The organism is Citrobacter sp. Cpo221 (assembly GCF_030332345.1).
Taxonomy (GTDB): Bacteria; Pseudomonadota; Gammaproteobacteria; order Enterobacterales; family Enterobacteriaceae; genus Citrobacter; species Citrobacter portucalensis.
This window is the reverse complement of sequence record NZ_JAOWIA010000063.1, coordinates 87,636-113,064: the sequence shown is the minus strand read 5'-3', so window position 1 is coordinate 113,064 and position 25,429 is coordinate 87,636. Positions and strand designations below refer to the sequence as shown.

Annotated in this window: 32 protein-coding genes, 1 tRNA gene and 2 pseudogenes; 2 read left to right on the top strand and 33 right to left on the bottom strand. The window is 49.2% G+C overall.

Features of this window, described 5'->3' with window-relative positions; genetic code table 11:
* Positions 1-27: 27 nt before the first annotated feature.
* Positions 28-720, bottom strand: coding sequence for a phosphohydrolase (locus tag OGY72_RS23980; protein ID WP_286550011.1), 693 nt, complete (start codon positions 718-720; stop codon positions 28-30).
* 440 nt (positions 721-1,160) lie between these two features.
* Here OGY72_RS23980 and ompC point away from each other — a divergent pair, with 440 nt between their 5' ends.
* On the top strand, positions 1,161-2,348 hold the full coding sequence (gene ompC / locus OGY72_RS23975) for a porin OmpC (protein ID WP_148361818.1): 1,188 nt from the start codon (positions 1,161-1,163) through the stop codon (positions 2,346-2,348).
* A gap of 169 nt (positions 2,349-2,517) precedes the next feature.
* Here ompC and OGY72_RS23970 read toward each other — a convergent pair.
* Positions 2,518-2,640, bottom strand: a tRNA-OTHER gene (locus tag OGY72_RS23970).
* A gap of 309 nt (positions 2,641-2,949) precedes the next feature.
* Positions 2,950-4,509, bottom strand: coding sequence for an EAL domain-containing protein (locus tag OGY72_RS23965; RefSeq protein WP_286550007.1), 1,560 nt, complete (start codon positions 4,507-4,509; stop codon positions 2,950-2,952).
* A 269-nt stretch (positions 4,510-4,778) separates the two neighbouring features.
* On the opposite strand from OGY72_RS23965, the pseudogene OGY72_RS25010 reads away from it, so the two are divergent.
* A pseudogene (locus OGY72_RS25010) lies at positions 4,779-4,922 on the top strand (DinI-like family protein); the annotation flags it as partial.
* Between the two features lie 69 nt (positions 4,923-4,991).
* Here OGY72_RS25010 and OGY72_RS23955 read toward each other — a convergent pair.
* The 30 genes and pseudogenes from OGY72_RS23955 to OGY72_RS25000 all read right to left on the bottom strand — a co-directional run.
* Complete coding sequence (locus OGY72_RS23955) at positions 4,992-5,408, bottom strand: tail fiber assembly protein (RefSeq protein ID WP_170987860.1); 417 nt, start codon at positions 5,406-5,408, stop codon at positions 4,992-4,994.
* Position 5,409: 1 nt separating this feature from the next.
* Positions 5,410-6,333: a hypothetical protein gene (locus OGY72_RS25005; protein WP_470288199.1), complete on the bottom strand. Its 924-nt coding sequence runs from the start codon at positions 6,331-6,333 to the stop codon at positions 5,410-5,412.
* 11 nt (positions 6,334-6,344) lie between these two features.
* Positions 6,345-6,926: a YmfQ family protein gene (locus OGY72_RS23945; protein ID WP_286550002.1), complete on the bottom strand. Its 582-nt coding sequence runs from the start codon at positions 6,924-6,926 to the stop codon at positions 6,345-6,347.
* Positions 6,917-7,975: a baseplate J/gp47 family protein gene (locus OGY72_RS23940; protein WP_286549999.1), complete on the bottom strand. Its 1,059-nt coding sequence runs from the start codon at positions 7,973-7,975 to the stop codon at positions 6,917-6,919. Before OGY72_RS23940 ends, OGY72_RS23945 begins: the two co-directional genes overlap by 10 nt.
* Complete coding sequence (locus OGY72_RS23935; protein ID WP_286549996.1) at positions 7,962-8,387, bottom strand: phage GP46 family protein; 426 nt, start codon at positions 8,385-8,387, stop codon at positions 7,962-7,964. Before OGY72_RS23935 ends, OGY72_RS23940 begins: the two co-directional genes overlap by 14 nt.
* Entirely contained in the window at positions 8,387-8,929 is a 543-nt protein-coding gene (locus OGY72_RS23930; protein ID WP_286549993.1) for a phage baseplate assembly protein V, read from the bottom strand. The genes OGY72_RS23935 and OGY72_RS23930 overlap by 1 nt, the downstream gene beginning before the upstream one ends.
* Positions 8,929-10,008: a phage baseplate assembly protein gene (locus tag OGY72_RS23925; RefSeq protein WP_286549989.1), complete on the bottom strand. Its 1,080-nt coding sequence runs from the start codon at positions 10,006-10,008 to the stop codon at positions 8,929-8,931. Before OGY72_RS23925 ends, OGY72_RS23930 begins: the two co-directional genes overlap by 1 nt.
* Positions 10,005-11,306, bottom strand: coding sequence for a DNA circularization protein (locus OGY72_RS23920; protein WP_286549986.1), 1,302 nt, complete (start codon positions 11,304-11,306; stop codon positions 10,005-10,007). Before OGY72_RS23920 ends, OGY72_RS23925 begins: the two co-directional genes overlap by 4 nt.
* A 120-nt stretch (positions 11,307-11,426) precedes the next feature.
* A complete protein-coding gene (locus OGY72_RS23915) occupies positions 11,427-11,618 on the bottom strand; it encodes a hypothetical protein (protein WP_086550238.1) in 192 nt (63 codons plus the stop codon).
* Positions 11,619-11,727: 109 nt separating this feature from the next.
* Positions 11,728-13,635 carry a phage tail tape measure protein gene (locus OGY72_RS23910; protein WP_286549982.1) on the bottom strand — a complete coding sequence of 636 codons (1,908 nt, stop codon included), beginning with the start codon at positions 13,633-13,635 and terminating at the stop codon, positions 11,728-11,730.
* A gap of 84 nt (positions 13,636-13,719) precedes the next feature.
* Positions 13,720-14,043 (bottom strand): phage tail assembly protein, encoded by a 324-nt coding sequence (locus tag OGY72_RS23905; RefSeq protein ID WP_086550240.1) that lies wholly within the window; start codon positions 14,041-14,043, stop codon positions 13,720-13,722.
* Positions 14,043-14,399, bottom strand: a complete 357-nt coding sequence (locus tag OGY72_RS23900) for a phage tail tube protein (RefSeq protein ID WP_286549979.1) — start codon at positions 14,397-14,399, stop codon at positions 14,043-14,045. The genes OGY72_RS23905 and OGY72_RS23900 overlap by 1 nt, the downstream gene beginning before the upstream one ends.
* Positions 14,399-15,898, bottom strand: coding sequence for a phage tail sheath subtilisin-like domain-containing protein (locus OGY72_RS23895; RefSeq protein WP_286549976.1), 1,500 nt, complete (start codon positions 15,896-15,898; stop codon positions 14,399-14,401). Before OGY72_RS23895 ends, OGY72_RS23900 begins: the two co-directional genes overlap by 1 nt.
* The gene (locus OGY72_RS23890) at positions 15,888-16,064 is read right to left on the bottom strand and encodes a DUF2635 domain-containing protein (protein ID WP_000497746.1); all 177 of its coding nucleotides are present in this window, start codon (positions 16,062-16,064) and stop codon (positions 15,888-15,890) included. Before OGY72_RS23890 ends, OGY72_RS23895 begins: the two co-directional genes overlap by 11 nt.
* A gap of 8 nt (positions 16,065-16,072) precedes the next feature.
* Positions 16,073-16,633 (bottom strand): phage tail terminator protein, encoded by a 561-nt coding sequence (locus OGY72_RS23885; protein WP_049015467.1) that lies wholly within the window; start codon positions 16,631-16,633, stop codon positions 16,073-16,075.
* Positions 16,633-17,136 carry a hypothetical protein gene (locus OGY72_RS23880; protein WP_286549973.1) on the bottom strand — a complete coding sequence of 168 codons (504 nt, stop codon included), beginning with the start codon at positions 17,134-17,136 and terminating at the stop codon, positions 16,633-16,635. The genes OGY72_RS23885 and OGY72_RS23880 overlap by 1 nt, the downstream gene beginning before the upstream one ends.
* The gene (locus OGY72_RS23875; RefSeq protein ID WP_286549970.1) at positions 17,111-17,524 is read right to left on the bottom strand and encodes a phage head closure protein; all 414 of its coding nucleotides are present in this window, start codon (positions 17,522-17,524) and stop codon (positions 17,111-17,113) included. Before OGY72_RS23875 ends, OGY72_RS23880 begins: the two co-directional genes overlap by 26 nt.
* A 1-nt stretch (position 17,525) precedes the next feature.
* Complete coding sequence (locus OGY72_RS23870) at positions 17,526-17,855, bottom strand: head-tail connector protein (RefSeq protein ID WP_165712289.1); 330 nt, start codon at positions 17,853-17,855, stop codon at positions 17,526-17,528.
* 12 nt (positions 17,856-17,867) lie between these two features.
* On the bottom strand, positions 17,868-18,119 hold the full coding sequence (locus OGY72_RS23865; RefSeq protein WP_286549967.1) for a DUF7210 family protein: 252 nt from the start codon (positions 18,117-18,119) through the stop codon (positions 17,868-17,870).
* A 46-nt stretch (positions 18,120-18,165) separates the two neighbouring features.
* Entirely contained in the window at positions 18,166-19,383 is a 1,218-nt protein-coding gene (locus tag OGY72_RS23860; protein WP_286549964.1) for a phage major capsid protein, read from the bottom strand.
* Positions 19,384-19,392: 9 nt separating this feature from the next.
* On the bottom strand, positions 19,393-20,241 hold the full coding sequence (locus OGY72_RS23855; RefSeq protein ID WP_286549961.1) for a head maturation protease, ClpP-related: 849 nt from the start codon (positions 20,239-20,241) through the stop codon (positions 19,393-19,395).
* Between the two features lie 13 nt (positions 20,242-20,254).
* Positions 20,255-21,559 (bottom strand): phage portal protein, encoded by a 1,305-nt coding sequence (locus tag OGY72_RS23850; protein ID WP_286549960.1) that lies wholly within the window; start codon positions 21,557-21,559, stop codon positions 20,255-20,257.
* Positions 21,559-23,304, bottom strand: coding sequence for a terminase large subunit (locus tag OGY72_RS23845; protein WP_286549957.1), 1,746 nt, complete (start codon positions 23,302-23,304; stop codon positions 21,559-21,561). The genes OGY72_RS23850 and OGY72_RS23845 overlap by 1 nt, the downstream gene beginning before the upstream one ends.
* On the bottom strand, positions 23,258-23,722 hold the full coding sequence (locus OGY72_RS23840) for a phage terminase small subunit P27 family (protein WP_000919033.1): 465 nt from the start codon (positions 23,720-23,722) through the stop codon (positions 23,258-23,260). The genes OGY72_RS23845 and OGY72_RS23840 overlap by 47 nt, the downstream gene beginning before the upstream one ends.
* Before the next feature lie 120 nt (positions 23,723-23,842).
* Complete coding sequence (locus OGY72_RS23835; protein WP_286453228.1) at positions 23,843-24,181, bottom strand: HNH endonuclease signature motif containing protein; 339 nt, start codon at positions 24,179-24,181, stop codon at positions 23,843-23,845.
* 90 nt (positions 24,182-24,271) lie between these two features.
* Positions 24,272-24,574 (bottom strand): hypothetical protein, encoded by a 303-nt coding sequence (locus tag OGY72_RS23830; RefSeq protein WP_286549954.1) that lies wholly within the window; start codon positions 24,572-24,574, stop codon positions 24,272-24,274.
* A 101-nt stretch (positions 24,575-24,675) separates the two neighbouring features.
* Positions 24,676-24,873 (bottom strand): hypothetical protein, encoded by a 198-nt coding sequence (locus OGY72_RS23825; RefSeq protein ID WP_048221277.1) that lies wholly within the window; start codon positions 24,871-24,873, stop codon positions 24,676-24,678.
* Between the two features lie 66 nt (positions 24,874-24,939).
* Complete coding sequence (locus tag OGY72_RS23820) at positions 24,940-25,104, bottom strand: YnfU family zinc-binding protein (protein WP_215532526.1); 165 nt, start codon at positions 25,102-25,104, stop codon at positions 24,940-24,942.
* Positions 25,105-25,266: 162 nt separating this feature from the next.
* Positions 25,267-25,389, bottom strand: coding sequence for a DUF2514 family protein (locus OGY72_RS23815; RefSeq protein WP_502873604.1), 123 nt, complete (start codon positions 25,387-25,389; stop codon positions 25,267-25,269).
* A pseudogene (locus tag OGY72_RS25000) lies at positions 25,383-25,429 on the bottom strand (hypothetical protein); the annotation flags it as partial. The gene OGY72_RS23815 and the pseudogene OGY72_RS25000, both read right to left, overlap by 7 nt.

Sequence of the window (25,429 nt, the reverse complement as noted above, 5' to 3'; positions counted from 1 at the left end):
CGATTGACGTTTCAGCCGAACTGGCGACTAGCGCGCTTTAAAGGGTTGAATCGCGTCAAGATCCAGCATTTCGTATTCTCCTTTTAACTCCGCACTCAGCTTCGCCATATACGTCAGTAAAAAATCCGCATTATGTTGTGCCAAATACCGCCCTCGTTCGGTTTGCATCGTCAACGGCAACGTCAATAATTTGGTCTGGAAGTGATCGAGCGCGTACTGTTTATCGTCAAGGCTACGCTTGCGGGCAAACGGATCTTCCGCATTAAACAGCGAAACCCCCAACGCCCCTGAAACGGCAAACACGCGCGCTAAACCAATTGCACCCAGCGCCTCAAGCCGGTCAGCATCCTGCACGATTTTGGCTTCAAGGGTTTCTGGCGCGATTTTGGCGCTAAAACTGTGTGCCTCAATGGCATGACACACTGCCGATAACCGCTGTCGTGGAAAATCCGGAAAATCGCGCATCAAAACGCGACGTGTTTCCAGAGCTGCCAGTACCGACGAACGATGACGCTCAGGATGGTTCTTCGGCAGGCTGACGAGATCGTGGAAGTAGCATGCGGTCAGCACCACCAGCCAGTCCACGGGGGCATCTGTACCCAGCTTTTGCGCCGTCATCCACACACGTCGAAAGTGAAAGATGTCATGTGCAGCATCTTGTCCGGAATGGTTATCAGCTAACCAGGCTTCAAATTGCGACTGCCAGTCGTGCAGTTCCATGCTATCTCCCTTTGTAGAAAGAAAATCACCTTAGCAACAATTATCATTGCAAACCACTGCCTGCCCCATCACATAATTATTTTTTATTATCACACCGAAAACAAAACCCTCATGAATTTATAAAACCCAAAATCTCAATATCGACAAATATATTATATGAATAACAAAAACAAATTCTCATGACAAATAAAATGCACTCCAAAAATAAATAATGTACCATACATAATATATTGATTAAAATGATTTATTTTACAAATAACAATGTAATACACATACATTCAAAGTTATAAAAATGCACCCAAGAAACATTTGGAAATATTTTAAATACATTTGTTACATGTTATATTTTAAATTAAATGAACTTCACGGATAGTATCCAAATGTAGTCACTCGGATAGTACTACATATTCATTTTAATTATCATGCAAAGGGAATACATAATGAAAAGAAAAGTATTGGCACTGCTTCTCCCTGCTTTATTAGCTGCAGGCGCAGCAAATGCGGCTGAAATCTATAATAAGAACGGCAATAAACTGGATCTGTACGGTAAAGTCGATGGTCTGCGTTATTTCTCTGATAACCCTGGCGACGATGGCGATCAGACCTATGCCCGTCTGGGTTTTAAGGGCGAAACACAGATTAATGAGATGCTGACTGGCTATGGCCAGTGGGAATATAACATTAAGGCCAACACAGCTGAAGGTGAAGGCGCAAATTCTGCGACCCGTCTGGCCTTTGCCGGTTTAGGTTTTGGCCAAAACGGTACTTTCGACTACGGTCGTAACTATGGCGTGGTCTACGACATTGAAGCCTGGACCGATATGCTGCCGGAATTCGGTGGCGATAGCTACACCCAGACCGACGTCTATATGACTGGTCGTACCAACGGCGTGGCCACCTACCGCAATAATGGTTTCTTTGGCCAGGCTGATGGCCTGAACTTCGCCCTGCAATACCAGGGTAATAATGAAAGTGCAGGAGCAGGCGAAGGTACTGGTAACGGTGAGAACCGTAAATTATCTAGAGAGAACGGCGACGGTTTCGGCCTGTCAACCTCCTATGATTTCGACTTCGGTTTAAGCCTCGGGGCAGCATACTCCAGTTCTGACCGTTCAAATAACCAGGTTGCTAAAGGTTATCAAGATGGAATTAATCATCGCAACAGCTATGCAGGCGGTGAAACAGCAGATGCATGGACTGTTGGTGCGAAGTATGACGCGAACAACGTGTACCTGGCTGCTATGTACGCAGAAACCCGTAACATGACAGCATACGGTAGCGGAAAAAATGATGATGGCTCCGCGAAAGGCGGTATTGCCAACAAAACGCAGAACTTTGAAGTTGTTGCACAGTATCAGTTCGACTTCGGTCTGCGCCCTTCCATCGCTTACCTGCAATCTAAAGGTAGCGATTTAGGTGGTCAGGAAGTCAGTCGTGGTAACTGGCGTTATGTCGACAAAGACCTGGTAAAATATGTTGATGTGGGCATGACGTACTACTTCAACAAAAACATGTCCACCTATGTCGATTATAAAATCAACCTGCTGGACGAAGACGACAGCTTCTATGAAAGCAATGGTATCGCAACTGACGACATCGTTGCGGTTGGTTTAGTCTACCAGTTCTAATTGACTCAAAAACAAGCAAGCCCGCTTCATATGAAGCGGGCTTTTTATTTATACGAAACGTATTTTTTTATCACACGGGCATTACAACGATAAACTTGTGAGGATACTCAAAGAAAAAAACATCCATGAGAACTGTCGTTGAAAGCGAGGCGTGCAAGTGCTTGAATAGTGGCGGAGAGAGGGGGATTTGAACCCCCGGTAGAGTTGCCCCTACTCCGGTTTTCGAGACCGATTTCATTGGTAATATTTTCAATAACTTAACTTTTCTTGCTGGTATATCCACAATATTTCCACTTCATAAAATTCAACTAGTTACGCGTTTATCCATACTTAATATACCAACACTTTCTGAGCTAAAACCTATACTTCAAAGTACAACCTAGAGGTGAGACTGTGTGGAAGATATTCCCAGTCAATGACGCGTGAAGCCTAACTCGGCCAGCTCTCTGATGAAGCCGAACATGACATTACATACAATTTTGAACCAACTCGCAGATTGAATGCGGCAAGATATCAAAATCCTTCTGCAGTTAAATTTATATAGCTCGCGGTTACACGTGTTATATAGAATGCGAAAACAATGAAAATAAAGTGTTAAATGTTAAGGCAAATTGGCATCCTCGACTAATTTTGTCAATTTATCTATAGATAGTGGCTTTGAGTAATACCACCCTTGGACACCGCACTCAGGGAACATTTCAGTTAAATATTTCACCTGAGTTGATGTTTCTACACCTTCGAAAACAACTTTGTGAGTTATATCTTTAAAAATCTCCACCAACCCTGACAATACATTATTATTTATAGAGCATTCATCGATAGAATCTGTAATTGATTTATCAATTTTAATTTCATCTATTTGTAAATTTGATAGCCAGTTTAAATTTGAATGACCAGTCCCGAAATCATCAATAGCTATTGATATACCTTTATTATTAAATAAAGAAATAACCTTTTGGAGGGAATTTATTTCCGCGCTCTGCCTTTCTGTTAACTCCATCATTATCATACCAGGTTTTATATTTGATTCATCAATCATCTGAAACACTTTTTCTTGAAATGATTCCGACAGAAGGTCTTGAAAACTAACATTAATGCTTATAAAAATATCAAATTCCTCAGAAAGAGACATGGTTTGCTTTACTGCCATTCGAAATACAAAATCACTTATTTCCTGGATTAAACCATGCTTCTCTGCAATAGGGATAAAAATATCAGGAGGAATGCTACCAATATCATGATCATCCCATCTAATTAGTGCTTCCACACCAATAATTTTTCCGGTTTTTATTTTATAAATAGGTTGATACACAAGATATAATGATTCGCTTCTTATCGCATTTTTTAATCTTGAAACTAATGATTGCTTACGTGCAACTCTTTGATTATAAAAACCGCCCAGAAGAACACCGGTTACAATAGATGTAAAGGAAATCAACAACATCGTTAGCCAACTATCGAAACTCATCCACGGAAATTTAACTCCCCCCATGACACAGACATTATTATTTTTATTACAGCTTTGCGTGGTAATAAGTCCTAGTTGGTAGGATTTATCATGCTGAGCCTCTTCAAGAAGATCGACCTGCTCACCAAGTTTGAACAAATGAAGCGAATGATCTCTGTCACCTACAATTGCAGAAAACCCCTTCTCTTCATGGTCTGTAACAAATCTATTAAATGCAAATGGTGAAATCGTTATGGCTAATTTTTGATTGCTTAGCAAATCAGCTTTTACATTATTTTCCAGTAACACACCAAAAAACCAAGTTACATTGTCCTTTTCAACTTTTCTATCATAGATATTGAGAAGCAATGGTGCTGGCAACACTCCCCATAAAGCACTACATATGACTGCACCATTTGAAATAAATGATATATCTTTTATAAGAGCATAGGGCCATAAGGCCACTCTTAGAGCATGAAGTTGTAGTTCACTACAAGGACTATAAGCATTAAATATTTCATAACTATCATTTATTTTATCAATCTGTTGAATGAGACTAACGCTTCTATTCAAAACTCGTTCTGTATATGATGCAATCCTCTCCTTGTATATATAATACATTGAAATCTCAGACAATGAGAAAAAAATAAAAAATGAAAACGTGATTGATATCACATAAGGCTTAATTCGTTTTAAATTGTGGTTATTCTTCACACCGACCTCTTTATATGCCTGACCCTATGTAACAACATACATTCTACTATCTGTCGTGAATCAAATAGATACAGTTATAACAGATTATCGGCTAAAACAAATATTTCTTTATGTTTTTTATTAGAAAAGAACGTTATAAAATAACGCAAAACCACATCCAAGTTAGATTTATGTTTGCATTTTAGCCAAATAAGTGGCACTTCATCTTGTATTCATAGGTCTAATGTAAAGGATGTAATTCTAAGGGAAATAAGTGTGAAACCGCGCCTTTTCCCGATACTGGTACTTGGGTAAAACCGGTGATGACACTGCCGGCGATCAACACTGACGCCAGCAAGCATGAGAAGGAACAGATAAGCCGTACTGTTCAGGAAATGTTTGAAGAGGCTGAATTCTGGTTAGTGAGTGAGTAAAGATTTTCAATGTCCGCCACAGTTACATTTTGATTACGCTGTGGCGGATTTTCATTTTCGTAAACGTTCCTATATTGGCATCTCAGGCCAGACAGGGTTGACTGGGTCAACCTTTGTCAGTGCATAGCGATATTTCTGCCACGCAGTGAGTTTTGGCTTATCTGCATCATCAATATAGTCACCATCAAAAGCATTCTTAAGTGGGTCAATAATATATGTTGCATATGCGATAAGAGATGATTTTTTTGACACCGCATCTGCTTCAAGTTCTTCTGGCGTACGTGGGGGGATTTCACCCCATGTTGGCATGCCGTCATTGCCTGCGATGCGCACTAATCCATCAACGGTTCGATCCTGAGTGAACGCAGTAAATTGCTCAGGGGTTACGTCAACCAGGTCAGCTAGATCCCAACCCGCATCCTCATAATTCGCCAGCTCAGCAGTACGAAAAAATGCGTTGTTCTTAGCGCTGTATTGATATGTCATCTTATTTTCCCCAGGCAATGTAATAAACATCTTCACTGAATGGTTGGATACCACCAGAGCCACTCCAGCACCGACCATCAAAACCAAAACCCGTCTTATTAAGGTACGTGACATAGGGAGAGAACATCCAGGCTTGACCAATCATTACGCCGAATGCAATGGCAGTACATTCGTTGGGGAACGGGGTATCAAATAATTTATCACCGGACCGTGAGACCTTGCCGGTTCTTACATGGCCTGTTGCTGCATTGCCCAGCCCCAGATTATTTCTGGCCGCGTCTGCCGTAACTCCACCAGTTCCGCCTTTAGCTACAGGGATTATGTCTTCAGTGGCTACGGCACCCAGGCCAAGATTAGTTCTGGCCCCGCCTGCCGTAACTCCACCAGTTCCGCCTTTAGCTACAGGGATTATGTCTTCAGTGGCTACGGCACCCAGGCCAAGATTAGTTCTGGCCCCGCCTGCATCCTTTGCACCTGTTCCACCCTGCTCAATACCCAGAGGAATAAAACCATGTTCTGGATCGTAAAAACCCCACAGGCCATCATTTCTGATTGAAAAAAATATGGAGTGATCATTCCCGGCATAAATTTTCGTTTCGTTATTGAGCTGCTCCACCCTGTCAATTCCAAGGTTTGAGAGAGCCTCTGCAATTGCTGCAGCTCCGTCTGCTTTAATATCTGCAAAAGGATGTGCGCGGCTTAGCAGCAGTGCTTTCAGGGCAGTAAGTAACTGGTTATGTTTTGATTTTTCCAGGTTAACGCCGCTTGCTTCGACTACTCCCGCCAGTTCTTCCTGCAACATGTCGAAATAGTCGTCATCCAAATCAGTGGCAGGCGTTCCTGTTTGCGGGTTTCCACGGGTAAAGCCGTTCTTGCCCGCGCCGAATTTATCTTTCTGCGCAGTAGGTGTGTCAATACGATGCATAATGTCTCCGGTTACGGATATTTGAAGATTACGTAGGTATGGGACGGGCAGAGTTTATTGATCACGCATTCAGCTACCGTATCACCCCAGTAACGAATCGGTGTTTCACAATTGTCTGTGCAGGTCATCCAGTTGGCATCCGTTGAAGCAGGCATATTTACCTGCCAGTAATAACGCCATTCAGTTGAATAGGTCGCATCCATACACGACGACGTACATTTGAAAGGTCCCTTGTTATAGCGCGTGATAGTGGCGCCGGGTTTCCCCAGAGCGGCCAATTGACGAAGATAGAAATCTTCGTTGATTCCTCCGGTAAGATTAACTTTTGCGTCCAGCCGTTGCTGTCGCTGCCGTAACGTCTGTGTGCCTGATGGTATGCATTCATCAGGCAGACCGCAGCACCGCTCCCATCGGTCAATAAGTTCTGTTGTGGTGCGCGGATCAAGCTCCAGCATAAGTTCATCACTACGCTGATGCACCCTGAGTAAAGAAGGAGCTACGCCACTTATCGCAACATCGTCAACTGACCACGCAGGCCCAGGTGGAAGCAAGGCTCTCAGTAACTGGACATAATCATCATTACTCACGCCCACGTTATTACCCCCAGTACAGCCAGTTCATTTTTTGCAACTGGCGTATCAACTGTTGGTGAAAGTAGCTTATGGCTGTGCTCACCGGCAGCTATAGAAATAGCCTCGTTTGTACGGGACAGCTCAAGTGTCCCTTCCGGATAGCCGTCACGCAGCAGGAATGAACGAAGCTCGGCCTCAACTGCGGCACGTATTTCAGGAGTATCCGGGGTCAGGTCAATGGTGTAGTTGACTGTTTTTGGCGTTCCCTTAAATACATAGAGGTCTGAACCCGCTACGGGTGCCAACGGTTCAATATGTGCATGAGCTGCAGCCACTGTTGCATCATCAAGAATCGGGTTAATCAGGTCGCTACTGGCAATCAAAACGCCAACTGTTCCCGTCCCCATCCAGTGACGGTAAGTCCACGCACGCGTTACGCCGGGTACTTCTTTTGCCCAGACAACATAATCTCCGTCAGCGCCACCTTGCGGGGTCCAGTAGTAGCGCTCCATAACACGGGCACGCCAGGCCTCAAGGTCTTCAGTATCAAAACCGCCAGCGATCGTATCGGCCATGCCACCAGAAGGAAGTCCGTTAACCGGCGTAACCAGTGAGAGTGCCTCACCATCATCCATATTTCCGGTCGTGCCTGTCACGCTGCAGGTAATGGGCACACGAAGCACACCACCGGCACTCGTTACATCTGCCTGAACGATGTACTGGACAAGGTCGTCACGCTGGATGACCGATCCGGCACTCACCTTCAGCCCGTTCGTTACACCATCCCATCGCATAAAACCTGATGCGGCCACGGCATCTTTTCTCGGACAGCGTTTCATCGCCGCATGCCGATAAAGCCATGACTCATCGCACAGGTCAGGCAGCATATTCATCGCCAGATAATCTATATAGCCATAAACCGTATGCAGCGCCCCCGCATAAACCTTGGCCCTGACATCTTCATCCATGCGGCGAAGCTCATCATTGATGTCAAGTCGTGCAAAAAGGTCGGTGCGGATCATGCTGATGTTTTCGGCCAGCGTTGGCCGCTGAAATTCACTGTCCGCCATTTGCAATCACGCTCCAGAAATCGTTAAAAGAAATTGTTACCGGACCATCCCGGCGCCACAGAACAATGCTGTTTCCCAGTTCATTGATACCGGTTCGCTGTACATCGATATCTACCCTGGAAACAACACCGTCATCGAGCATCCACTGAAGGGATTCCCGGATATACGTTCGTACCGTGTTCACCAGCGCGTTGGTGAGCTTGCTCCGTTGTAAAAGCCATAGCTTTGACCCATACCGATCGTTAGCCACCATCGGCCAGGTATCTCCCCACCACCCCATAGGTACATCAGCATTGTCGTCAGGATCTGCGCGCCGGTGAGTGAAGAGCGAAATCACCACTGCGCGCGTCAGTGGGTCAAGCTGAGAACTGGCGCTAACCTGTTTTCCGTTTACCGTAAGCCAGAGTTCCATCACGCCTCCATTTTCGTATCAGGCACATCAGTGGTGTTGCCGTTCTCTTTATGCTTGTGCCCGTTGTAGGCAACACGCATCGCGGCCATCGTCTGGCCTGTTGAGTCACAGAGATCCGTTATCTGTCCTGTCGATTCGATGGGCATTTCAAAGCGGGCTTTAGTCGCGTTTTTGAACGTAATCACCTTGCCACCACCATCAACAACAATCCCGGCGCGTGTCAGCGTGACTGACTGCCCCTGGTCATCGTAGAGAGCAACCTCCCCCGTTTTGAGCCCCTTCATGCGATAGCGACGATCAGACACAGTGATCGCAACGGCGTGAGAACGGTCGCCGTCAGGAAACAGAACAACAGCCTCAGCACCCGCTTTTGCACGAGAAGTGAAACCATAGGGTTCAAGGTGCTCAATGCCGGCCTTTTGCTGCCCAGCCAGTAACTCAACATCTATCATCTGGCACTTAGAAGCCGCGTTGATGCTCTTCACAACAGCGCGCCCAATGAGTCCCAGAACCTGCCTCTGAAGGCTTTGCATTGCTCCCATCAGAACGGGTCCTCTTTGACTTTGCGTTTTTTAGCTCGCTTCTGACTGCTCTCTTCGGGCTCAGGAAGATAGGCATCCGGCGGCCCGACGCGTAACTCTGTCAGGGTGCCGTTATGGTCTTTAGTGAATGAGACTTCAGAGATGAGGAGTTCGCGGTTGTTGAAGCCGCAGACCGGATCGAAAACAATAACCCGCTGGTTTGGCTGCCACAGAGAACCATCCCCCTGTCGCCAGCCCCACACCGTATACGTGGTTTCATCGGTACGTGCAGCGCGTTGCCGCGCCTCGAATTCAGCGCGCGCAATGCAACTGGCGCCAGTGGACTGCCCCGTTTGTTGTACTGCCATAGGGCGGTAACGGCCAATTGAGGCATCTGTTGTTTTTGCACGAAGATCCGTTGTGGTAGCAGCACCAAAATCATCATCATTTCCGGCACGCTGCCCCGATACCTGGTAGGTTGAAAAACGTTCACGGATGCTTTTCTCTGTATCGCAGGAAATAACGTTTTTACCCAGCACCAGAGCTGTATGAGCGCGCGTGCTACCAATGCCGCCGATAACAAGCCTTCCGCGCGGATCGTCGTAGGCCAGCGCCTGCTGTTGCCCAAGCATCTTGTTCAGGACTTCGATAACCGTTTCACCGTGATCGGGTTGTACTCCGGGAATAGCGCCCCCCGGTGCGCCAGCGTTTACAACCGCTATACCGAAAGGTCTGGCAAGCGCAGCGGTCACCTGAATGAGTGATTGCCCATTGAACTGGGTTGGCTCAGCAGCACAATCAATCAGATCGGCAGTCAGGCTGCGCCCGCTAATTCCGACACTAATTGATCGTGAATCATAGCGAACCGGCGTTGCTTCAACCCAACCGGTAACCACCAGGTCATCACCGATTAGAACCTCGACTTTGTCGCCGTTTTTAACCCTGGGCTGAAGTGACGCAACACCATCACCACCGGGCCACTGGCGGGTAATCTCTACACTAAAATCGCGAGCCAAACGCTCAATCCCGCAACCAATACGAATTGACGTCCAGCCCCCCCACTCACGACCGTTAACACGGAGAGTTACGTTATCGTTCATCGTACAGGCACCCTCAGCGGAGCTACCGGCACAAAGCCAGGGTGAACCACAGCATTACGCCTGACAATGTCAGACTCCCGTGAAGCGTTATCGAACCAGGTTGCTGCCAGAACCAGTGCCGGAGTTACCTCATCAGGCGTTCTGATAACTGTCTTTTGGGTCTGCACAAGGCGGTGTTTTATGTCGTTGTTAAGGTCCGACTTCACCCGGCGCAAAGCCAGAAACAAACGGTCATCGGTAGTGCGGGATAGTTCTTTATCGATAGCGGTATTCAGCGTGTCGAGGATATCAACGAGGTCATCCCATGTCGGCACATCAACCACCGCCGTCTCATCCGGTGCGTTATTCAGCGCAGGGTGTGTCACAGCAGGCCATCCAGAAGACTGCTGAGTTTGTTCCTTTGTCGTTATTGCAGGTGTTGGCAGTGTTGTAACAGCGTAAACCGCTTCGCTTATGGCGGTTGTGCGTACTGCACTGGCAACATAATTCCCCTGTTCCTTGCTGCTCTGTGTGCTTTTGCTGTCTGTTTTCCATATACCTCGCGGGGCCATATCTGATCCCAACGAAATACCGGCGAACCACTTAATCATTTTCATAACGTCAGAAGCATTTCCGGATAGTCTGTTCGCCGCACGCCACACTTTCTGAATAGCTTCGACATATCCTTTTCCTGATGACGGAGGAGGAAGAAGAACAGAAATATCACCCTGCATAAGTCTCGCTGCGTCTGCGACATAGCTGTCGACCATCGCCATAGAATCAGAAACAAAGTCCAGGATGCCAGTGGCACGCTCAAGCACATCTCCCTGAGCGAAGTCAGGCAAACCATCCATGCCGAACTGTTCAAAGTTGTCGCTGATACAATCATCAAGTGCTGAACAGGAAGATACCAGCGTGTTAGCTGTTGCTGCGCCAGCCGTTGGATATTCAAGTTCACCCGCTTCGACGAACTGCAGATCAAAGCGCACCATCCGCCCTTCACTACTGGTCGTGCCAACACGGATCTCACCATCAACACAGACGTTAAGCTCACCATATGTTGGATGTACCAGAGTGCCAGGTCCTGGTTTATTCAGTGCTTCAATTAGTCTGTCACGCTGTTCGAAACAATCGTCGCCGACGACATAGGCGGTGATATTTGGCCGGAAGGTGACCTTACCGAGATCTTCGGTGTAGGGTTTATCGCGGTTGGGGTATTCGTGTGTTTCAACTCGACGGCCAACCGCCGCCCCTTCACCTTCGAACTTAAATGGTACGCCACGGAATGACGCATCCTGAAGTCTGTCTTTCCACGCCATATAAACTCCGGGCATTAAAAAACCCGCCGAAGCGGGTTAAATTATCGATATGGGAATTCACATATCGCCTGTATGGTAGCCAAAACCGGAAACGATGCTTATACCTAACTCACGTCCCGCTCAGTCCACGGCAGAAGTTATTTCATGATGCAACGAGCGTTCCTGCCAGACAATCCAGGCAACCGCTGCCTCCCATGATATATATCCGTTATCGCCATTTGTCGCCCGGCGGAGATCAACTGCATCGCCAAACCTTTCAATGATGAATTTTTCAAATTCTGTGCGTTTTTCTTCGTCGTGCGTTGAATCCATGTTCTCCCCAGCGGCATCCTGATCATCGCTCTGATTGCATAAAAAATAGCATACCCGTTAGGGTGTGGAAAACCCACTCTGGCGGGTTACACTGAACATGACAGATGGGTTAACTATCTCTGCTAAAGCGACTGTATCCCACATCATAAGAAAGCCACGGTATCGCACTTCCGGCAGGTGTCGCAACGCGCATTCCTGGAGGCGCATTATCGAAAGACACGTTAAGTTCGCTACGCTGCGTCTGTGGGGATTGCGCCCGCTCCATAACGGCACCGGGCCTCAGCAGTGGAACCGCGGGTTGATAGTTATCCCTGGTCGTCTGACCGGCAAACATTTCCCTTTGCTGCTTGTTGTTATACCAGCCGCCTGAATTCCAGCGATTCTTCAGGGAATCCCAGAATGAGTCGGTATGATCGGCCTCTTTTGCCGCATCGGCGATTTCCTTGAGTTGCTCAAACATATAAATGGCAACCCCTATCTGAACTGTCGTGGCTCCCAGCATGGCGATTTTCCCAAGAACACCCGATAGCTGACTGGCGAGAGCAAAGGCTGTACGCAGCGAACCGATGGTTTTCACTGCAAATGCACCAGTCATGTACATCCCAATACCACCCAGTACAGTTTCCCACCCTCCCATTACCTGTGCGACATTATCCACCTCCAGCCAGACAGATTTGATCACCGGTGCGGCATCATCCCAGTTCTCGATAATGAGCAGAGCGCCTCCTGCCAGTGCCGCAATTGCCAGTTTTGCGGGCGAAAGATTGATAACGCTATTCAGTATCCGGAAGGCACGAGAAAGAACGCCAACGGCCCCGCCAGCCACAATGAGTGCCGCACCGAATTTCGCGACTGACTTCACCATCTCTGGGTTTTCTCTTACCAGTTCGCGGACATGCTCCAGCCACGGCATCACAGCTTCGGCGGCCTCGTTGATAACCGGAAGAAAGGTATCCCCCAGCGTGACAGAAATGGCGTTAACACTGTTTCTCAGTAGGGTTAACTGGTTTTCAGTGGTAGCCGCACGAGAAGCATATTCCTTTTGCATCGAGCCACCGTACTGCTGGGCGTCTGCCACTCGCTCAAAGTTGATACGCAGCAGGTCCATATTGGTGAGAAGCGGTGCTATCGCACCAGCAGACTCACTGCCAAACAACATATTCATTGCCGCAGCCTGCTTTTCTTTCGGGATTTTTGATATCCCGTCAAGCACCTTCAGCATCGTGCCTTTCGAATCTTTCTGCATATCTGCAGCCAGCTTTTTCGGGTCAATCTTCAGCGCAGCAAGAACCGTCCTCTGCGCTTTGGTTGCCGCGCCGCCTGAAGTTAAGGCTTTCATGAAGTTTTTGATGCCCGTTGCAGCAATTTCTGGCTCCACACCCATACCGGCAATCGTTGCACCTAATGCTGCAATTTCCCCCGAAGCAACTCCCGCAATCTCACCAAGAGGTCCAATTCGGGTCACAATCTCTGATATTTTTCCGGCATTTGCTGGCCCGGTATTCCCCAGATAGTTAATTTTATCAGCCAGAACAACCACATCATCCTGGGTCAGTTTAAACGCCGTTCGCCACTGCGCCATCATCTGACCAGACTCTTCAGCGGTGGTGTCAAACGCCACGCCCATTTTTACCGCGTCGCTGGCAAACTGCATTAGATCGCTTCGCGCGATGCCCGCCTGACCACCTGCCGCGACGATCTCTGCAATCCCTTCCGCTGCCATCGGTAACTGAGTGGAGAGCGTCAGGATATCATCGCTCATTGCGGCAAATGCGTTCCTGTCGTCCAGACCGTCAACAACCTTGCGGATGTCAGCCATCTTCGACTCAAAACCCATCGCCGCAGTAACAGGCATAGCCAGCGCACCGAGAATGGCCGCCCCGGCAGCGGTAGCGCCCACTGACAGTCCGGCCATTTCCTTCTGAAATCCCTTTAACTTTTTCTGCATTCCCTTCATTGGCCCAGACAACCGGTCAACGGCGGTAATAATCGCTTTTAGTTGAAAGTCATCAGCCATGTTTTATTTCCTCGTTGATGCGAACAGCCTCTGACTCCAGCGTCAGGAACTCAGAAATCGCCGTCCGCCGGAGATCAAGAGGGTTTATTCGCCAGAAGTAAGCGGTGTTGTAGAAGCGTTGTCGGAGGTTTGCTCCGTCCCCGATCGGGTAAAAAAATTCAGGATCAACATGCAGGCTTTAAAAATATCAAGCTTAGCCATCTGCGCTGCAGAAGAACGGGGGATCCCGGCAAGTAAAGGGATGTATTTCAGCGAAACAGCGCTGTCCAGTCTAACACCACCATCCGCAGATACTGTAAACGGAAATCCCACGCCCTCTATTTCGTCATATGTGGGTTCCCGTAACTCCAGTACATGGAGATCTTCACCATGAGCTTTAACCGGTTTGCTGAGTTTGAGTTCTTTCATTACTGGTAATCCCCTTCTTCACCGTGGAATTCAAGATCCGCCGTACCTTCTTCGGCGTTGTGGTTTGCCTCACCGTGTAACCAGGCAGACGACAAGACATAAACCTGACCGTTTGCCAGTTCGGCGGTAATGGTCATCTGGTCTGAAGTCGTTACTTTGCTAACCGGAAAATTTTTCGGCACTTTGAAGGTGCCTTTGATATACGGCGCGCGGTGCGTTTCTTTACGATCCACCGAGCCATCAAGGCCAATAACATCATCATTGACCTTAGTGTTCATCGGCACCTCAATACCGCCGGTCATGGATAATTGCTGACCATCAATTTTGAAATAACAAGTACCTGCAATGCGCGGCATTATGCGGACTCCTCTTGATACTGAAGGCGGAACTGGTTAACGACAGCAAACACTCGCAGCTGGTTAACATAGTCAGGCGGGAACAGGGTGTTGATACGGTTTGGGTCGGTCGCGTCGCGCTCAACCTTCAGGTATTGCTTGAACAGGTCGTAATTTTCTACGATCCCGGCGCGCTCCATCTGTCGGTAAGTCGCCAGCAGTTCCCCTTTGATAACCGCCGGGGTAACAATCGCCTGACCAGGACCGAAGCGGGCACCGTCGTTCGCCAGTTTATGGCGGCCGTATTTGCTGGTAATGACAGATTTCAACTTACGCAGCACATATGCGCTGGTATGAAGTGTTTCACTATCGAGATAGCTGTTGTCTGCAACACCGTAGGCGTTTTTCTTGTACGTTGTAACGTCGCGCTGAATGCGAAGCGTACCGCTTTCTACGTATGACGTTGCAATCCCATGCGACAGCAGAGACTGCTGTTCGGTCATCGTGAAGCGCTTCCCTTTTGGTGCCGGTAGCATATCCACGAGTTCACCTGTCTGGGTTGGTCGCGCCGGATCGTTACGGATAAAGACCGCATTACGTGCGGTGCGACTGGCTGCCAGTTCATCTGCCGGGGTCTGAGTTTCTTTCTCGTACCCGGCCAGGGTGATGTGCTGTTGGTTAAGCTGATCACCTGCGGCAACCAGCTCAGAAAGCGTTCCGAGTTTTGCAGTATAAACGTGGCCATAAAGCTGGCGCGCGTAGCTCCAGCGACCGCTGGTATCATTCATTTCGCTGACAAATGCATTAACCGAGGCCAAATCGCTGAACGGATGACCAATATAATCAAACGGCTCATCGGCCATGGCAGCAATAGCACCGTTGAGTACCGGGGCACCAGTTCCGGCAGTACCAGCGGCAACGGCTACAGCTACGCCTGCGGGCAAAACTTCCCCGCCACCGTAACCGTAATAATTCAGAACCACGGGGATTTCATTCCCGCTCAGACCTTTGTGACGCGCTGTCAGAGTGACCACGCCAGCAGCAGACGAAGCGATAACCGGCAATGTCGGATCAGCATTGATTGCATCTTTAATGCTCGATGCTACAGCCTCAACATCATCACCGCTTACAACTGCAGCCTGAATGCGAGTACGCCCGACATAAACATTCACCGTGCCGCTCTCGGTTGCTGCGCCAGTTACGGTCAGGGTATACGTGGCCGCCACTCCTGCCGCTGGCTCTGGAACTGCAATAATGTAAAGCTCACCAAAAGGATCGGTTTTGCGATACGCAGCAACCATGCGAGCAAGCTGACTACCGGGACCACAAATCTGCTTTGCGTAATCAGCGGACGGCATCAGCACCAGTGAATCAGGCTGAATTGACGCACCTGTATTCGCATGGCCAAGCAGCAATGATGGCGCTGACTCCTGACTTGTATTCGCCGCCGAATTATCCATCTCAGCATAAAACAGTGGCACCAGCGTATTTGCCGGGATAGTGCTGAAACTAACGGTCATTGGTTTCCACCTTTTTTTGTTTAACTTTGTTCACGCGCCTGATATCGCCAGCGGCTTCCCGACGCAGCCAGTAGCTGCTTTCTTCAACATTTCGCCCTTCAACAGGCAAAAGGTCGCCTCGGGCAGGGTCATGTACTGACCGCCCTTTTTGGGGTTTTACAAACATGGTTTTCCTCAGGAGGGGAGAGTTATCTCTGTGTGATGCTCGGGCTTCCCGTCGGGGCCATGTCCCGGATCGATAAAATCAACATCAATCGCCAGCGTTTTAAAATCATCCAGACTGCTCAGTTCATCCTGCTGACGGGTGTCATCCTCAGTCAGTTCATTCTCAACAGTAAAATCGAACTGGTAGCTCAGTTCATGCCGGTTCACATCAAGCAACGTACCACCTGCATAGGTGATAGGGTTTCCGCACTCTTCAGGATTCCAGCCCAGGAGCGCCTTGAACAGTGACTGTCGCACATCGTGAACAACATCATATGAGGCAAACTGACCGCGCTCATCCCGGCCATTGCTGGCAAACACAATGACTGAAAACCCTTCGGTTAAATCCTGCCAGTAGTCCGTCTGGCTCTTCTGTTCCCCTGGAGAATCATCTCCGGGAACAACATATGCCGCCGGCAGTTTCATCTTTCCGACTTCCGGCAAGTCCTTAAACTGCGCAGCACCTGCTACACGATTCTGGAACTCCGGGCAACGCGCCCGAAGTGCTGCAATAATCGGGGCCAGTTTCATCAGCGTCGCCTCTCCGGTTTGAGTGATAGCCGCAGTTCACGCGCCAGGAAGTAACGCGTCCACGGGTTGTTTTTGTTGAGTGTCTCAACCATAAAATTATTACGCGGAGCCAGCCGCCAGCCGCTACCACCAGAAGCGCCACGGTGATGACTGCGCCGACGTTTTGCGCCACCGCGTACACCGAAAAACAGGAAAGCCGGATAGAAATCGCCCTTAATCAGCCGGTTTCCGTGTCCGTTCCGCTGGTTTGGTGCAATTTTAGTCATAAAGCCAGGACGCTTCTTACTGGCCTTTGGCACCATATAACCAATGGATTTTGCCAGCCGCCCCGTCTGATATCCGGGGTTTTCCCCGGGCTCAGAGCGACCGCGCCGCATGACCAGACGGCGTGCATCGCGCATATGACGCTGACCAATAGTGATAAATGCCCGCCGGACACGCGAGCGGTTAAAGCGCATTTCGTTCGGCTGCTGAAAATCAACGTGAAAAAAGGGTCCCGCCACTGGAAATACCTCCGCTATTTTCTGTAAATGACCCCAGTTCGGTGCACTCAAGAAGCAGAAATCGCCGTTTACTGTTTAGATCGCGAACACGTTTCACGCGGTACACCTCGTCACCATTAGCCACCTCAAAATCAGTGGTAATCCCACGACGCCAGCGAATGGTGATGTAATGTGTGATAGCGTTATCCGTCTGCGCCGTTTCCTGGTATGTGGTGGCACTGGTTTGCAGCACCTTTGCCCATGCGTTGAATGAAACCGGGTATTCAGGCTCGGTACCGAAATCATCAGCAGGAACATCCACTCTTTCCCTGAGAACCACTCGCTGATCAAGTTCCCCGGGATCAGGCATGGTATAGAGGGCGCTGGTATTAGTTGACCGTCTCTTCATACTAAAAACCCGATACTGGTAACCGCCGTGGGTATAACAGAAATTCAAAAGCCTGAGGAGTCTCTGACATTTCCAGTTCTGATACTGAACTTCTATTTTCATACCAGTGACTGATTAGCATCAGCATCCCCAGCTTGATATCATTGGTAAGGGTTATGCCGTCATCATCAGTGTCAGGAATTACGTCTTTTGTTGGGTAAAGATTACGATTCAGATAGGTTGTAGCCTTTGCTTCCGCAGCTTCACCAAGCAGGGTCAGTAGCATATCCTCGTCCGTAAAATCCACCTCAAGACGGCACTGTTCTTTTATTTCTGGAAGCGTAAGTAACATCCTGCCCCCTTATTATTTATCCGTTCGTTTTTTGGCCTGCTCTGCCTGCTCTGCCTGCTCTGCCTGCTCTGCCTGCTCTGCCTGCTCTGCCTGCTCTGCCTGCTCTGCCTGCTCTGCCTGCTCTGCAGGAGTATCCTCGCTCACACATTCCGCATAACCTTTTCTGATCAGCTCCCGGCCATGCTGCTCCAGCGTTTCAAACTCGCTACCTTCAGTCTGTACAGTACCGTTGAAATAAACCGGTTTAAGGGATCGCATTTTCATTTCGGTTTCCTCAGGGTGAAAGCGGCCAGAAGGCCGCTGTTGTGAATTACACGCCGCCAGGAGCAGGTGCTGTAAAGGAGCCATAGATAAACGCCTCCGGGCGTTTTACCGCCAGCGCCAGACGTTCTTCACAGCGGATCGAAATCATGTTTTTCTCGAAGTCATCGGCGTTTTCGGTGGAAATAACCACATTGGCATCTTCACGATCGAAGATTTGTGCACCGGCATTGAATGCACCGGTCAGGAATTTTCCGAGGAATGCTGCTGCTTCAGTCGCCACAACCGGCAGGCCCCACAGGGTAGGCCCGGTCAGTGCTGACGGATTTGCAAGAATGTAACGGCCCAGCGTGTCTTTGCTGAGTTCAATTTTCGCCCAGTCGGTGAAATGCAGAACATGACCAGATACCGGGAAGCGAGCCAGTTGCGCCTGCAACATTGCCAGACGCAGATCGTCAATACCATTTTGATTAGCAACAGCAAACGCCGCAGCAAATGCAGATGCCTGAGGGACAATCCCCTCCAGGTGGGCGCCAGTACCATCACCAAAGAGAATTTCCTGTTCTTCGACATACTTCAGTCCATAGCGAAGCTCGGCATCAATAGTTGATTGAAGCTGTGGCATATCGTCAAGGATCTGTTTAGCCGCTTTGAACAGATGAGCGATAGTACGAACCGGCGTAATTTTTTCAGCAAATGCGATATCGCTGTACGGCTTGGTGGTATTTTCTGCCACCGCTTTAGCATTATTGGTAAATCCGGTCTGCTGAACCCAGTAAATGGTATTGGACTCAGTACGCCCAGGCGCGATTAAATCACGAATAAAAAGGCGCTGCTTCGGCTGTGTTTCAATGCCAGGAAGACGGTCCGGCGCAACAATCTGACCAGGGACATTCACTGACAACAGAGCGGCACTAACAGGAATGCTCAGGCGCTTGTTGCCTTCAACACTGGCAGCAAAAGTTTTCAGCGCTTCAGCAGAGATAACCTGATGGCCAACAGTCTCGACAACCTGTTTTGCATTTGCCAGTGGCATCTGCGCGACATGTTGTTCAAGGTCACCAACGGTTGCTTTTAGTGTTTTTTCAGCTTCACGAAGGGCGTTAAATTCAGACGCCATTTTGTCGACAGCCGCTTTCGTTTCTTCTGAAAGCTGGCCTGATTTTTGCGCTTCTTTGAGTGCGTCTTCTGCTTTCGCGTTGAACTTACTGGTTGCCTCTTCAATGCTGGCAGTGACTTTTTTCAGAATATCGTTTACTTCAGACATAAAGGGTCCTTATTTGACTAACGCCGCCAGAGCGCTTTCAAGTGAATTGATGGTTTCAGGTTTGATATCTTCGGCAGCGCCCGGCGTACCGTCGTTGTGGGTGACAGCGCCAGGCATGCCACCGGATAAGGCTTTAATGAGTTTTCTACGCTCAGAACGGGGAGTATTGGTTTTAGCCAGTAGCGCATCGAGTTTGCGCAGTGCGGCGGCGGGTGATTCATCGCCATCGCTGACTGCATCAGCAGAAAGCAGGCTGTCAGCCAGCCCTTTCGCCACGGCGTCGCTTCCACCGATATAGCTTTCAGCATCCATCAACTTCTGCACAGCTGTCATATCAAGGCCGGAGCGTGCCGCGTAGATATCAGCCATCGCGGTATCGAATGGCTTCAGTGACTGTGCCAGTTCAGCAAAGTCATGGCGGTTTCCCATAGCGTATACCCAGCAGTTGTGGATCATCAGGAAGGCACCACGACCGATCTGAATATCATCGCCAGCCATCGCAATGATCGATGCGGCACTGGCAGCAATACCCAGAACCTTGACCGTTACACGGCCTTCGTATTCGCGGAGAAGGTTATAAATCGCCAGGCCTTCGAACATATCACCGCCCGGTGAGTTGATATTCACCGTAACGTCGGCACCATTCATCGCCCGAAGTGCACCGGCAATACGTTTGGCTGTCACCCCTTCGCCCCAGTAGTCCTGTCCGATAACATCAAAAACAGAAATGCTGTTATCGTCGGTGGACGCAGCTTTAATCCCGCCGTCCCAGCGGTCCAGTGCAGACGGTAAGGTTTCACAGGTAACGCGCGCACAGGGGCGACCCGCCGGTGCTACCGGAAGTTGTTTTTTGCTCATCAGGAAATTGCTCCTAAGCGGCCTGTTTCAGTGGAGATTGTTCGAAAGGAATATCAGGGAAAACCGCATTATGGACTTCACGAAGCAGTCTAGCTTTTTCGGCTGTACTGTTTTTACGCAAGTCTTCAAGCGGGGTGAGATTCAGTTGAACGGTGTAAATATCCCCACCGTCAATCGGTGGAAGGTTTTCAAGGCGTCGCACGTCATTACGCGACATCCATCCGTTTTGCAGTGCGGTAGTGTAGTACGCCGCACGCCCTGCGCTGTCGGCACGGAGCAGGCCTTCTACTGAGAACTCCGCAAATAAATCCTCATCTCCGTTAAGAAGACAGCGTGAAATCTCCTGCTCAATATTGACCAGCATTGGGCGCAGTGTATTAGTCAGGAACAGGAGGTTCATCCCTTCAACGCTCGATGCCCAACTGCTCTGCTTCGTCGTGTGTCCTACCATAAAGGGAGGTACCCGGAACCAGCGGCAGATTTCCTCGATGCTGAATGAGCGTGATTCCAGCATCTGCGCATCTTCAGGATTCAGAGTTATGCCCTGATAGGACATATCCCCCTCCAGCACCATCACTTTTCCGGCGTTTTTAGAGCCGACGAAGCGGTTAAGGTTTTCACGGTTTTTCTGGCGCTGCTCTTTGGTCAGAAGATTCTTTGACAGGAAAAATCCGGATGTCTGAATACCGTTTTCGAAAATTTTCGCTGCGGACTCTTCAACCGCCATCGCCGCACCAAACACGTCACGCCCGGTACGCATTGGCATCATCCCGCAGACACCATCAAGGCCAAAGCCCCGGATGTGCATCATGTTTTTAACCGGGATGATGCGCGCTATGCCCTTCTCTGTGTATGTATAACGCAGTTCGCCACTGTCCAGCCGCTCCACCTTCATGCACTGAGGCAGCAACGGCACCAGTGAAACCAGTTTGGTACCAATCAACTTTTTTTCAACGTAGGCATTACCCCGAAGGCAGATACTGGCAACCACCATCAGCATAAAGCGCGACGGCGTCATTTCACTGTTGGGACGGCGACACAGCACCTGATAAGCAGGATGATTAAGCGCCAGTTTGCGGGAACCATCAGCCGCCCGTTCGTATACCTTCATCGGCAGGGTTGAAACTGATTCACTCAGCAGACGTACACAGGCCCAGACAGAAGCCAGTGCCAGCGCTTTTTCTGCTGTAACGACTTTTCCGCTGCTACTGGTGCCATACCACTCCTGCCAAAAGGCTGCGTCATTCAGTCCAATTGTTTCGCCAAGCCAGTTAACAATCGCGGTTTTGATGCGGCCAGGCCGTTTTTTTTCCTTCATCAGATACCTACCATGATCGGATCATCAAAAAAATCATCAGGGTCGCCAGTCTCTACAAGAACCGCATCCTCCGCTGCGCCAATAGCCATAGCGCCAGCCACCACGCCATCAATACGGCCAGTGCTCTTCTTCTTGGCAAAGATACGGTTGTCTTTCTGATCGGCTTCCAGAACTGCAGATGCCGCATTCCAGCGCAGACAGGGATTAGTACGGATAATCAGTTCGCCACTGTTAAGGTGCTCTTCAAACAACTCAATTGATCGCGGCATCCACAACCCTGACTCCTGAGCCTTGTAAAAACCCTGGCCGTGCGGAACTAGTTCAACATCAACGGACTGGTTCGCCAGTTCAACTTCAAGATATTTAATACGGTACTGGTCGCAGGCAATGCACCTGATATTGTGCTTTTGCGTTAACTCTCCGATGCGGTCAGCCACAAACCCGTAGTTAACAGCCTTACCCGGTGGAGCATGAATAAACCCGTTACGCAGCCAGGCGTCATAGGGAACATGGTCAGTTTTGGCGCGATCCAGCAGTGTGTCTTTTGGCGTCCAGAATTCGACCAACAATTTTTTGAATTTTGGAAAGTAAAGTGCCAGCGAGGTAAGGTCGCGGGAGCCGGAAAGGTCCAGACCGCCATAGCACTCCTCACCTACCAGCTCTTCAGGGTCGAAATCCTGCTCGCATTTCATCCACGTCTCGCTGTCCACCCAAGGATCAGCAGATTCCACCCACTGACAGAAATTAAGGCGGCGGACGATACTCTCTTTTGACGGCATCCCGCGCGCCTGCGTCACCTGCTCACGCAAATATTTCTCGGTGAAGGTGTATCCCAGTGACGGATTAGCCTTACCCCAGCAGGATTCATCTTTAAACGGGTCGTCTCCTTCATCCAGCGAGCAGATGAAGCTGAAGAAGCTGTCATCTTCCAGATCACCGGAGGCAACTTTGCGTCCGTACTCGTGATACTCAAAACAAACACTGGTTTTATCGTGACCGCTGTTGGTAATAAGGAACATCAACGCCTGCCGACGCCCCTTCGTGCCAGCGCGCATCATCTCAACGACCTGATTGCTTTTATGTTCGTGAACTTCATCAATCAGGGCACAATGTGGGCGTGGCCCTGACTGACCATCATCCGAACTGATTGGCCGGAAAAAAGAACCAGTCTGAACAAACGCCAGATTCCATTCTTTTCCAGTACCACCTGATTTATCAATTCGCTGAGACAGAGCAGGAGACTGATCCACCATCGCCACAGCATCCCGGAACAGGATCATCGCCTGGTCTTTTTTGGTGGCGGCGGCATACACTTCAGCGCGTGGTTCTTTGTCAGCGACCAGACAATATAATCCGACGCCACCAGCGAGAGGGGATTTACCGGAACCCTTCCCGGACTCCACATAGACCATGCGGAAGCGTCGGTATCCATCACTGGCCTTCCAGCCAAAAATAGAACCAACAATGAAGGACTGCCACGGCAATAGAATAAAGGGCAAACCTTCATGCTCACCGCCGTTGAGCTTTAAAACTTTTGCAAAAAAATCAATGCCCCGTTGCGCGGATTCAATGTCCCAGGTAAGTCCTCGCGCCGGTCCATTTTCCAGATCGCGGAGATGACGGGCGCAGGCGTTACGGATATCCGGCCCGGCAAGAATCTTACCGGTTGTGACATCCAGCGCATACTGCGTGGCCGGGTCAACCGAAGAACTGGTTGAGCGGGTCTTCTTCTTTTTCTCCACCATCAACTTTCACCTTCGTTCTGGCGGCCGGGGTAAGACCGAATTCGACCAGGTAACTTTTAAAGCGGCGGTCTGCATCTGCCAGCATAGCTACAGCAGGATTTGCCTTAATCAAAAAACCACCATCCGTCTGTACGGTATAAGTTCTGCCCTCATCAGCGATCGTCAGACGCAACTGCAGAATATCGGCGTAAATATCGCAAAGGCGTTCCAGCGCAAGCACGTCTGCGACGGTGAGGACTCCCATACCATCAAGCAGTACGGTAAGTTTTCCCCATGCGACTTTCCCCCAGTCTGTGAGGTGTGCCGGTGGGCTTGGAATTTCTCTGATCGGGGTGGGTTCTTTGTCGTTAAGTTTACGTTTGCCCGGGTTACCAGTTACCACCTTCAGGTGGGACGGTTTCGGGCGCCTTCCTGCCATCGGAACCTCCCGGAAAAAAACTTTTCATTTCGCGGTTGTGCACAAAAAGGGGGGCTAGCGGTCAGGGAAGCGATGTCTCCTGAACTCTTTACCCGCCCTCCCCTTCGCGCTCGTGTCATCTCACCTTCTCCAGTGCGACTGTGGGTCGAGTGGCAGCCCGTTCTCATCACATCCAATCACGTGACCGCGTTTCTCTTCACGTTGTTTGGTAGAGTCGTGGTGCTGTTTACAGAGGGGTTGCCAGTTATCCTTATCCCAGAAGAGCTTCCGTGCCTTCGCTATATCTTCCTGATTGCCACCCTTCAGTGCTTCCTTCAGCTTATGAGGCCTTATGTGGTCAACCACCATTGCAGGGATTGCCCTGCCCTGACGACGACACATGACACATAGAGGATTAGATTTCAGAAATGAGAGCCTGGCTTTGTCCCAGCGACTGTTATAGATACGCGGCTCGGACATGTCTTCTCCTGTATTTGATGTGCGCGTGAGATGCGCATAAAAAAGCCCCGCATGTGCGAGGCTATTGTTTCGTTGACCACGTAGAAGCTATTAATCCAGTTTATTCCTGTGATCCTGAAGCTTGCGACGTAAATAGCCTTCAAATGTTGGTGGGACATAAATATTAACCGACTTTTGAGGTCCACCGATGTCATATTCGATTCGGTAATTTTGTTGCGTCACTTCAAACTCATCAACTTGATTAAGTATTTTGGGTTCAGCTATCCCCTTCGTTTGCTCATCGTAAACTTTAACAATATAGTCATCGGCAGATTTCTTAATCACATCATAGCGAACAAGCCGTTGATTATTTTCACTGGTTATATAAAACGTCATTATGCCGGTATAGATCACAAGTATCTCCTTTCACTCATATTGAAGAGGAAACATTATACCTACAGGTAGCGATGTTAAAGCATTATCGCAGACACTCAGGGAATGCCTGCTGAATGCCACTAATCGTCGAGTTGCAATACACCGTGCTCAAGTGACTCTGAGTAGGCGATCATCCCTGTGTATTCAGGGATAATCTCGCCATCATCCGCTTCAAATTCCGGGATCGTGCCAGTGGTGATGGTGTATTGGGGCTGCCCATCTTCTTTCGCGAAGGCTGCCAGGTCTTCAATCTGCGTAGCCGTAAGAACTACTGTCATGCGCATACCTCAGTTGTTAAAAAGCCCCGCTATTGCGAGGCCTAGGGTTATTTGTATCGCGACCGACTACCTGTGAATGATAAAAAGCGATTTACACTTTGGGCAAAGTAATACCTGTTGCTGACGTACTTTCGTGGTCGACTGAGTAGATTTATGTCCACATATCGGACACGTGACAGTCATATTGGCTACAAGCCCAACACGCTGCATTGCGTAATCGAAGAATGACATGATGGCTGACCTTTTAATGAATGTGGTTTATCATACCGCATTCCGTTCAATTATTAACCAATTGCTGTCATCCAACTAGCAAATGTGGATGCATAATGTACTCATGCTCAACAGCCAGTACATGCTTATTCTCTTTCATCTGGCGACTGCTGATTGCGAAGCTCATTGTTGGCTATTTGACTCTCTCACCGAGTCATGAATCCGCTCACACGTCATTCCAGCGCGGTAGCTTTCGTCAGCTCGTCCAGCATAATATCGAGCTTCTTCTGCAAGGCGTCCGAGCATGTCGGCGAGCACTGCGGCGTCGGCTCCGGCTGTTTTGCTT

What these genes read in the sequence shown, in the direction of transcription:
- OGY72_RS23980 (WP_286550011.1), bottom strand. Translation starts at nt 720, where the DNA reads ATGGAACTGCACGACTGGCAGTCGCAATTTGAAGCCTGGTTAGCTGAT.
- ompC (WP_148361818.1), top strand. Translation starts at nt 1,161, where the DNA reads ATGAAAAGAAAAGTATTGGCACTGCTTCTCCCTGCTTTATTAGCTGCA.
- OGY72_RS23955 (WP_170987860.1), bottom strand. Translation starts at nt 5,408, where the DNA reads ATGACATATCAATACAGCGCTAAGAACAACGCATTTTTTCGTACTGCT.
- OGY72_RS25005 (WP_470288199.1), bottom strand. Translation starts at nt 6,333, where the DNA reads ATGCATCGTATTGACACACCTACTGCGCAGAAAGATAAATTCGGCGCG.
- OGY72_RS23940 (WP_286549999.1), bottom strand. Translation starts at nt 7,975, where the DNA reads ATGGCGGACAGTGAATTTCAGCGGCCAACGCTGGCCGAAAACATCAGC.
- OGY72_RS23935 (WP_286549996.1), bottom strand. Translation starts at nt 8,387, where the DNA reads ATGGAACTCTGGCTTACGGTAAACGGAAAACAGGTTAGCGCCAGTTCT.
- OGY72_RS23930 (WP_286549993.1), bottom strand. Translation starts at nt 8,929, where the DNA reads ATGGGAGCAATGCAAAGCCTTCAGAGGCAGGTTCTGGGACTCATTGGG.
- OGY72_RS23925 (WP_286549989.1), bottom strand. Translation starts at nt 10,008, where the DNA reads ATGAACGATAACGTAACTCTCCGTGTTAACGGTCGTGAGTGGGGGGGC.
- OGY72_RS23920 (WP_286549986.1), bottom strand. Translation starts at nt 11,306, where the DNA reads ATGGCGTGGAAAGACAGACTTCAGGATGCGTCATTCCGTGGCGTACCA.
- OGY72_RS23915 (WP_086550238.1), bottom strand. Translation starts at nt 11,618, where the DNA reads ATGGATTCAACGCACGACGAAGAAAAACGCACAGAATTTGAAAAATTC.
- OGY72_RS23910 (WP_286549982.1), bottom strand. Translation starts at nt 13,635, where the DNA reads ATGGCTGATGACTTTCAACTAAAAGCGATTATTACCGCCGTTGACCGG.
- OGY72_RS23905 (WP_086550240.1), bottom strand. Translation starts at nt 14,043, where the DNA reads ATGAAAGAACTCAAACTCAGCAAACCGGTTAAAGCTCATGGTGAAGAT.
- OGY72_RS23900 (WP_286549979.1), bottom strand. Translation starts at nt 14,399, where the DNA reads ATGCCGCGCATTGCAGGTACTTGTTATTTCAAAATTGATGGTCAGCAA.
- OGY72_RS23895 (WP_286549976.1), bottom strand. Translation starts at nt 15,898, where the DNA reads ATGACCGTTAGTTTCAGCACTATCCCGGCAAATACGCTGGTGCCACTG.
- OGY72_RS23890 (WP_000497746.1), bottom strand. Translation starts at nt 16,064, where the DNA reads ATGTTTGTAAAACCCCAAAAAGGGCGGTCAGTACATGACCCTGCCCGA.
- OGY72_RS23885 (WP_049015467.1), bottom strand. Translation starts at nt 16,633, where the DNA reads ATGAAACTGGCCCCGATTATTGCAGCACTTCGGGCGCGTTGCCCGGAG.
- OGY72_RS23875 (WP_286549970.1), bottom strand. Translation starts at nt 17,524, where the DNA reads ATGAAGAGACGGTCAACTAATACCAGCGCCCTCTATACCATGCCTGAT.
- OGY72_RS23870 (WP_165712289.1), bottom strand. Translation starts at nt 17,855, where the DNA reads ATGTTACTTACGCTTCCAGAAATAAAAGAACAGTGCCGTCTTGAGGTG.
- OGY72_RS23865 (WP_286549967.1), bottom strand. Translation starts at nt 18,119, where the DNA reads ATGAAAATGCGATCCCTTAAACCGGTTTATTTCAACGGTACTGTACAG.
- OGY72_RS23860 (WP_286549964.1), bottom strand. Translation starts at nt 19,383, where the DNA reads ATGTCTGAAGTAAACGATATTCTGAAAAAAGTCACTGCCAGCATTGAA.
- OGY72_RS23855 (WP_286549961.1), bottom strand. Translation starts at nt 20,241, where the DNA reads ATGAGCAAAAAACAACTTCCGGTAGCACCGGCGGGTCGCCCCTGTGCG.
- OGY72_RS23850 (WP_286549960.1), bottom strand. Translation starts at nt 21,559, where the DNA reads ATGAAGGAAAAAAAACGGCCTGGCCGCATCAAAACCGCGATTGTTAAC.
- OGY72_RS23845 (WP_286549957.1), bottom strand. Translation starts at nt 23,304, where the DNA reads ATGGTGGAGAAAAAGAAGAAGACCCGCTCAACCAGTTCTTCGGTTGAC.
- OGY72_RS23840 (WP_000919033.1), bottom strand. Translation starts at nt 23,722, where the DNA reads ATGGCAGGAAGGCGCCCGAAACCGTCCCACCTGAAGGTGGTAACTGGT.
- OGY72_RS23835 (WP_286453228.1), bottom strand. Translation starts at nt 24,181, where the DNA reads ATGTCCGAGCCGCGTATCTATAACAGTCGCTGGGACAAAGCCAGGCTC.
- OGY72_RS23825 (WP_048221277.1), bottom strand. Translation starts at nt 24,873, where the DNA reads ATGACAGTAGTTCTTACGGCTACGCAGATTGAAGACCTGGCAGCCTTC.
- OGY72_RS23820 (WP_215532526.1), bottom strand. Translation starts at nt 25,104, where the DNA reads ATGTCATTCTTCGATTACGCAATGCAGCGTGTTGGGCTTGTAGCCAAT.
- OGY72_RS23815 (WP_502873604.1), bottom strand. Translation starts at nt 25,389, where the DNA reads ATGCTCGGACGCCTTGCAGAAGAAGCTCGATATTATGCTGGACGAGCT.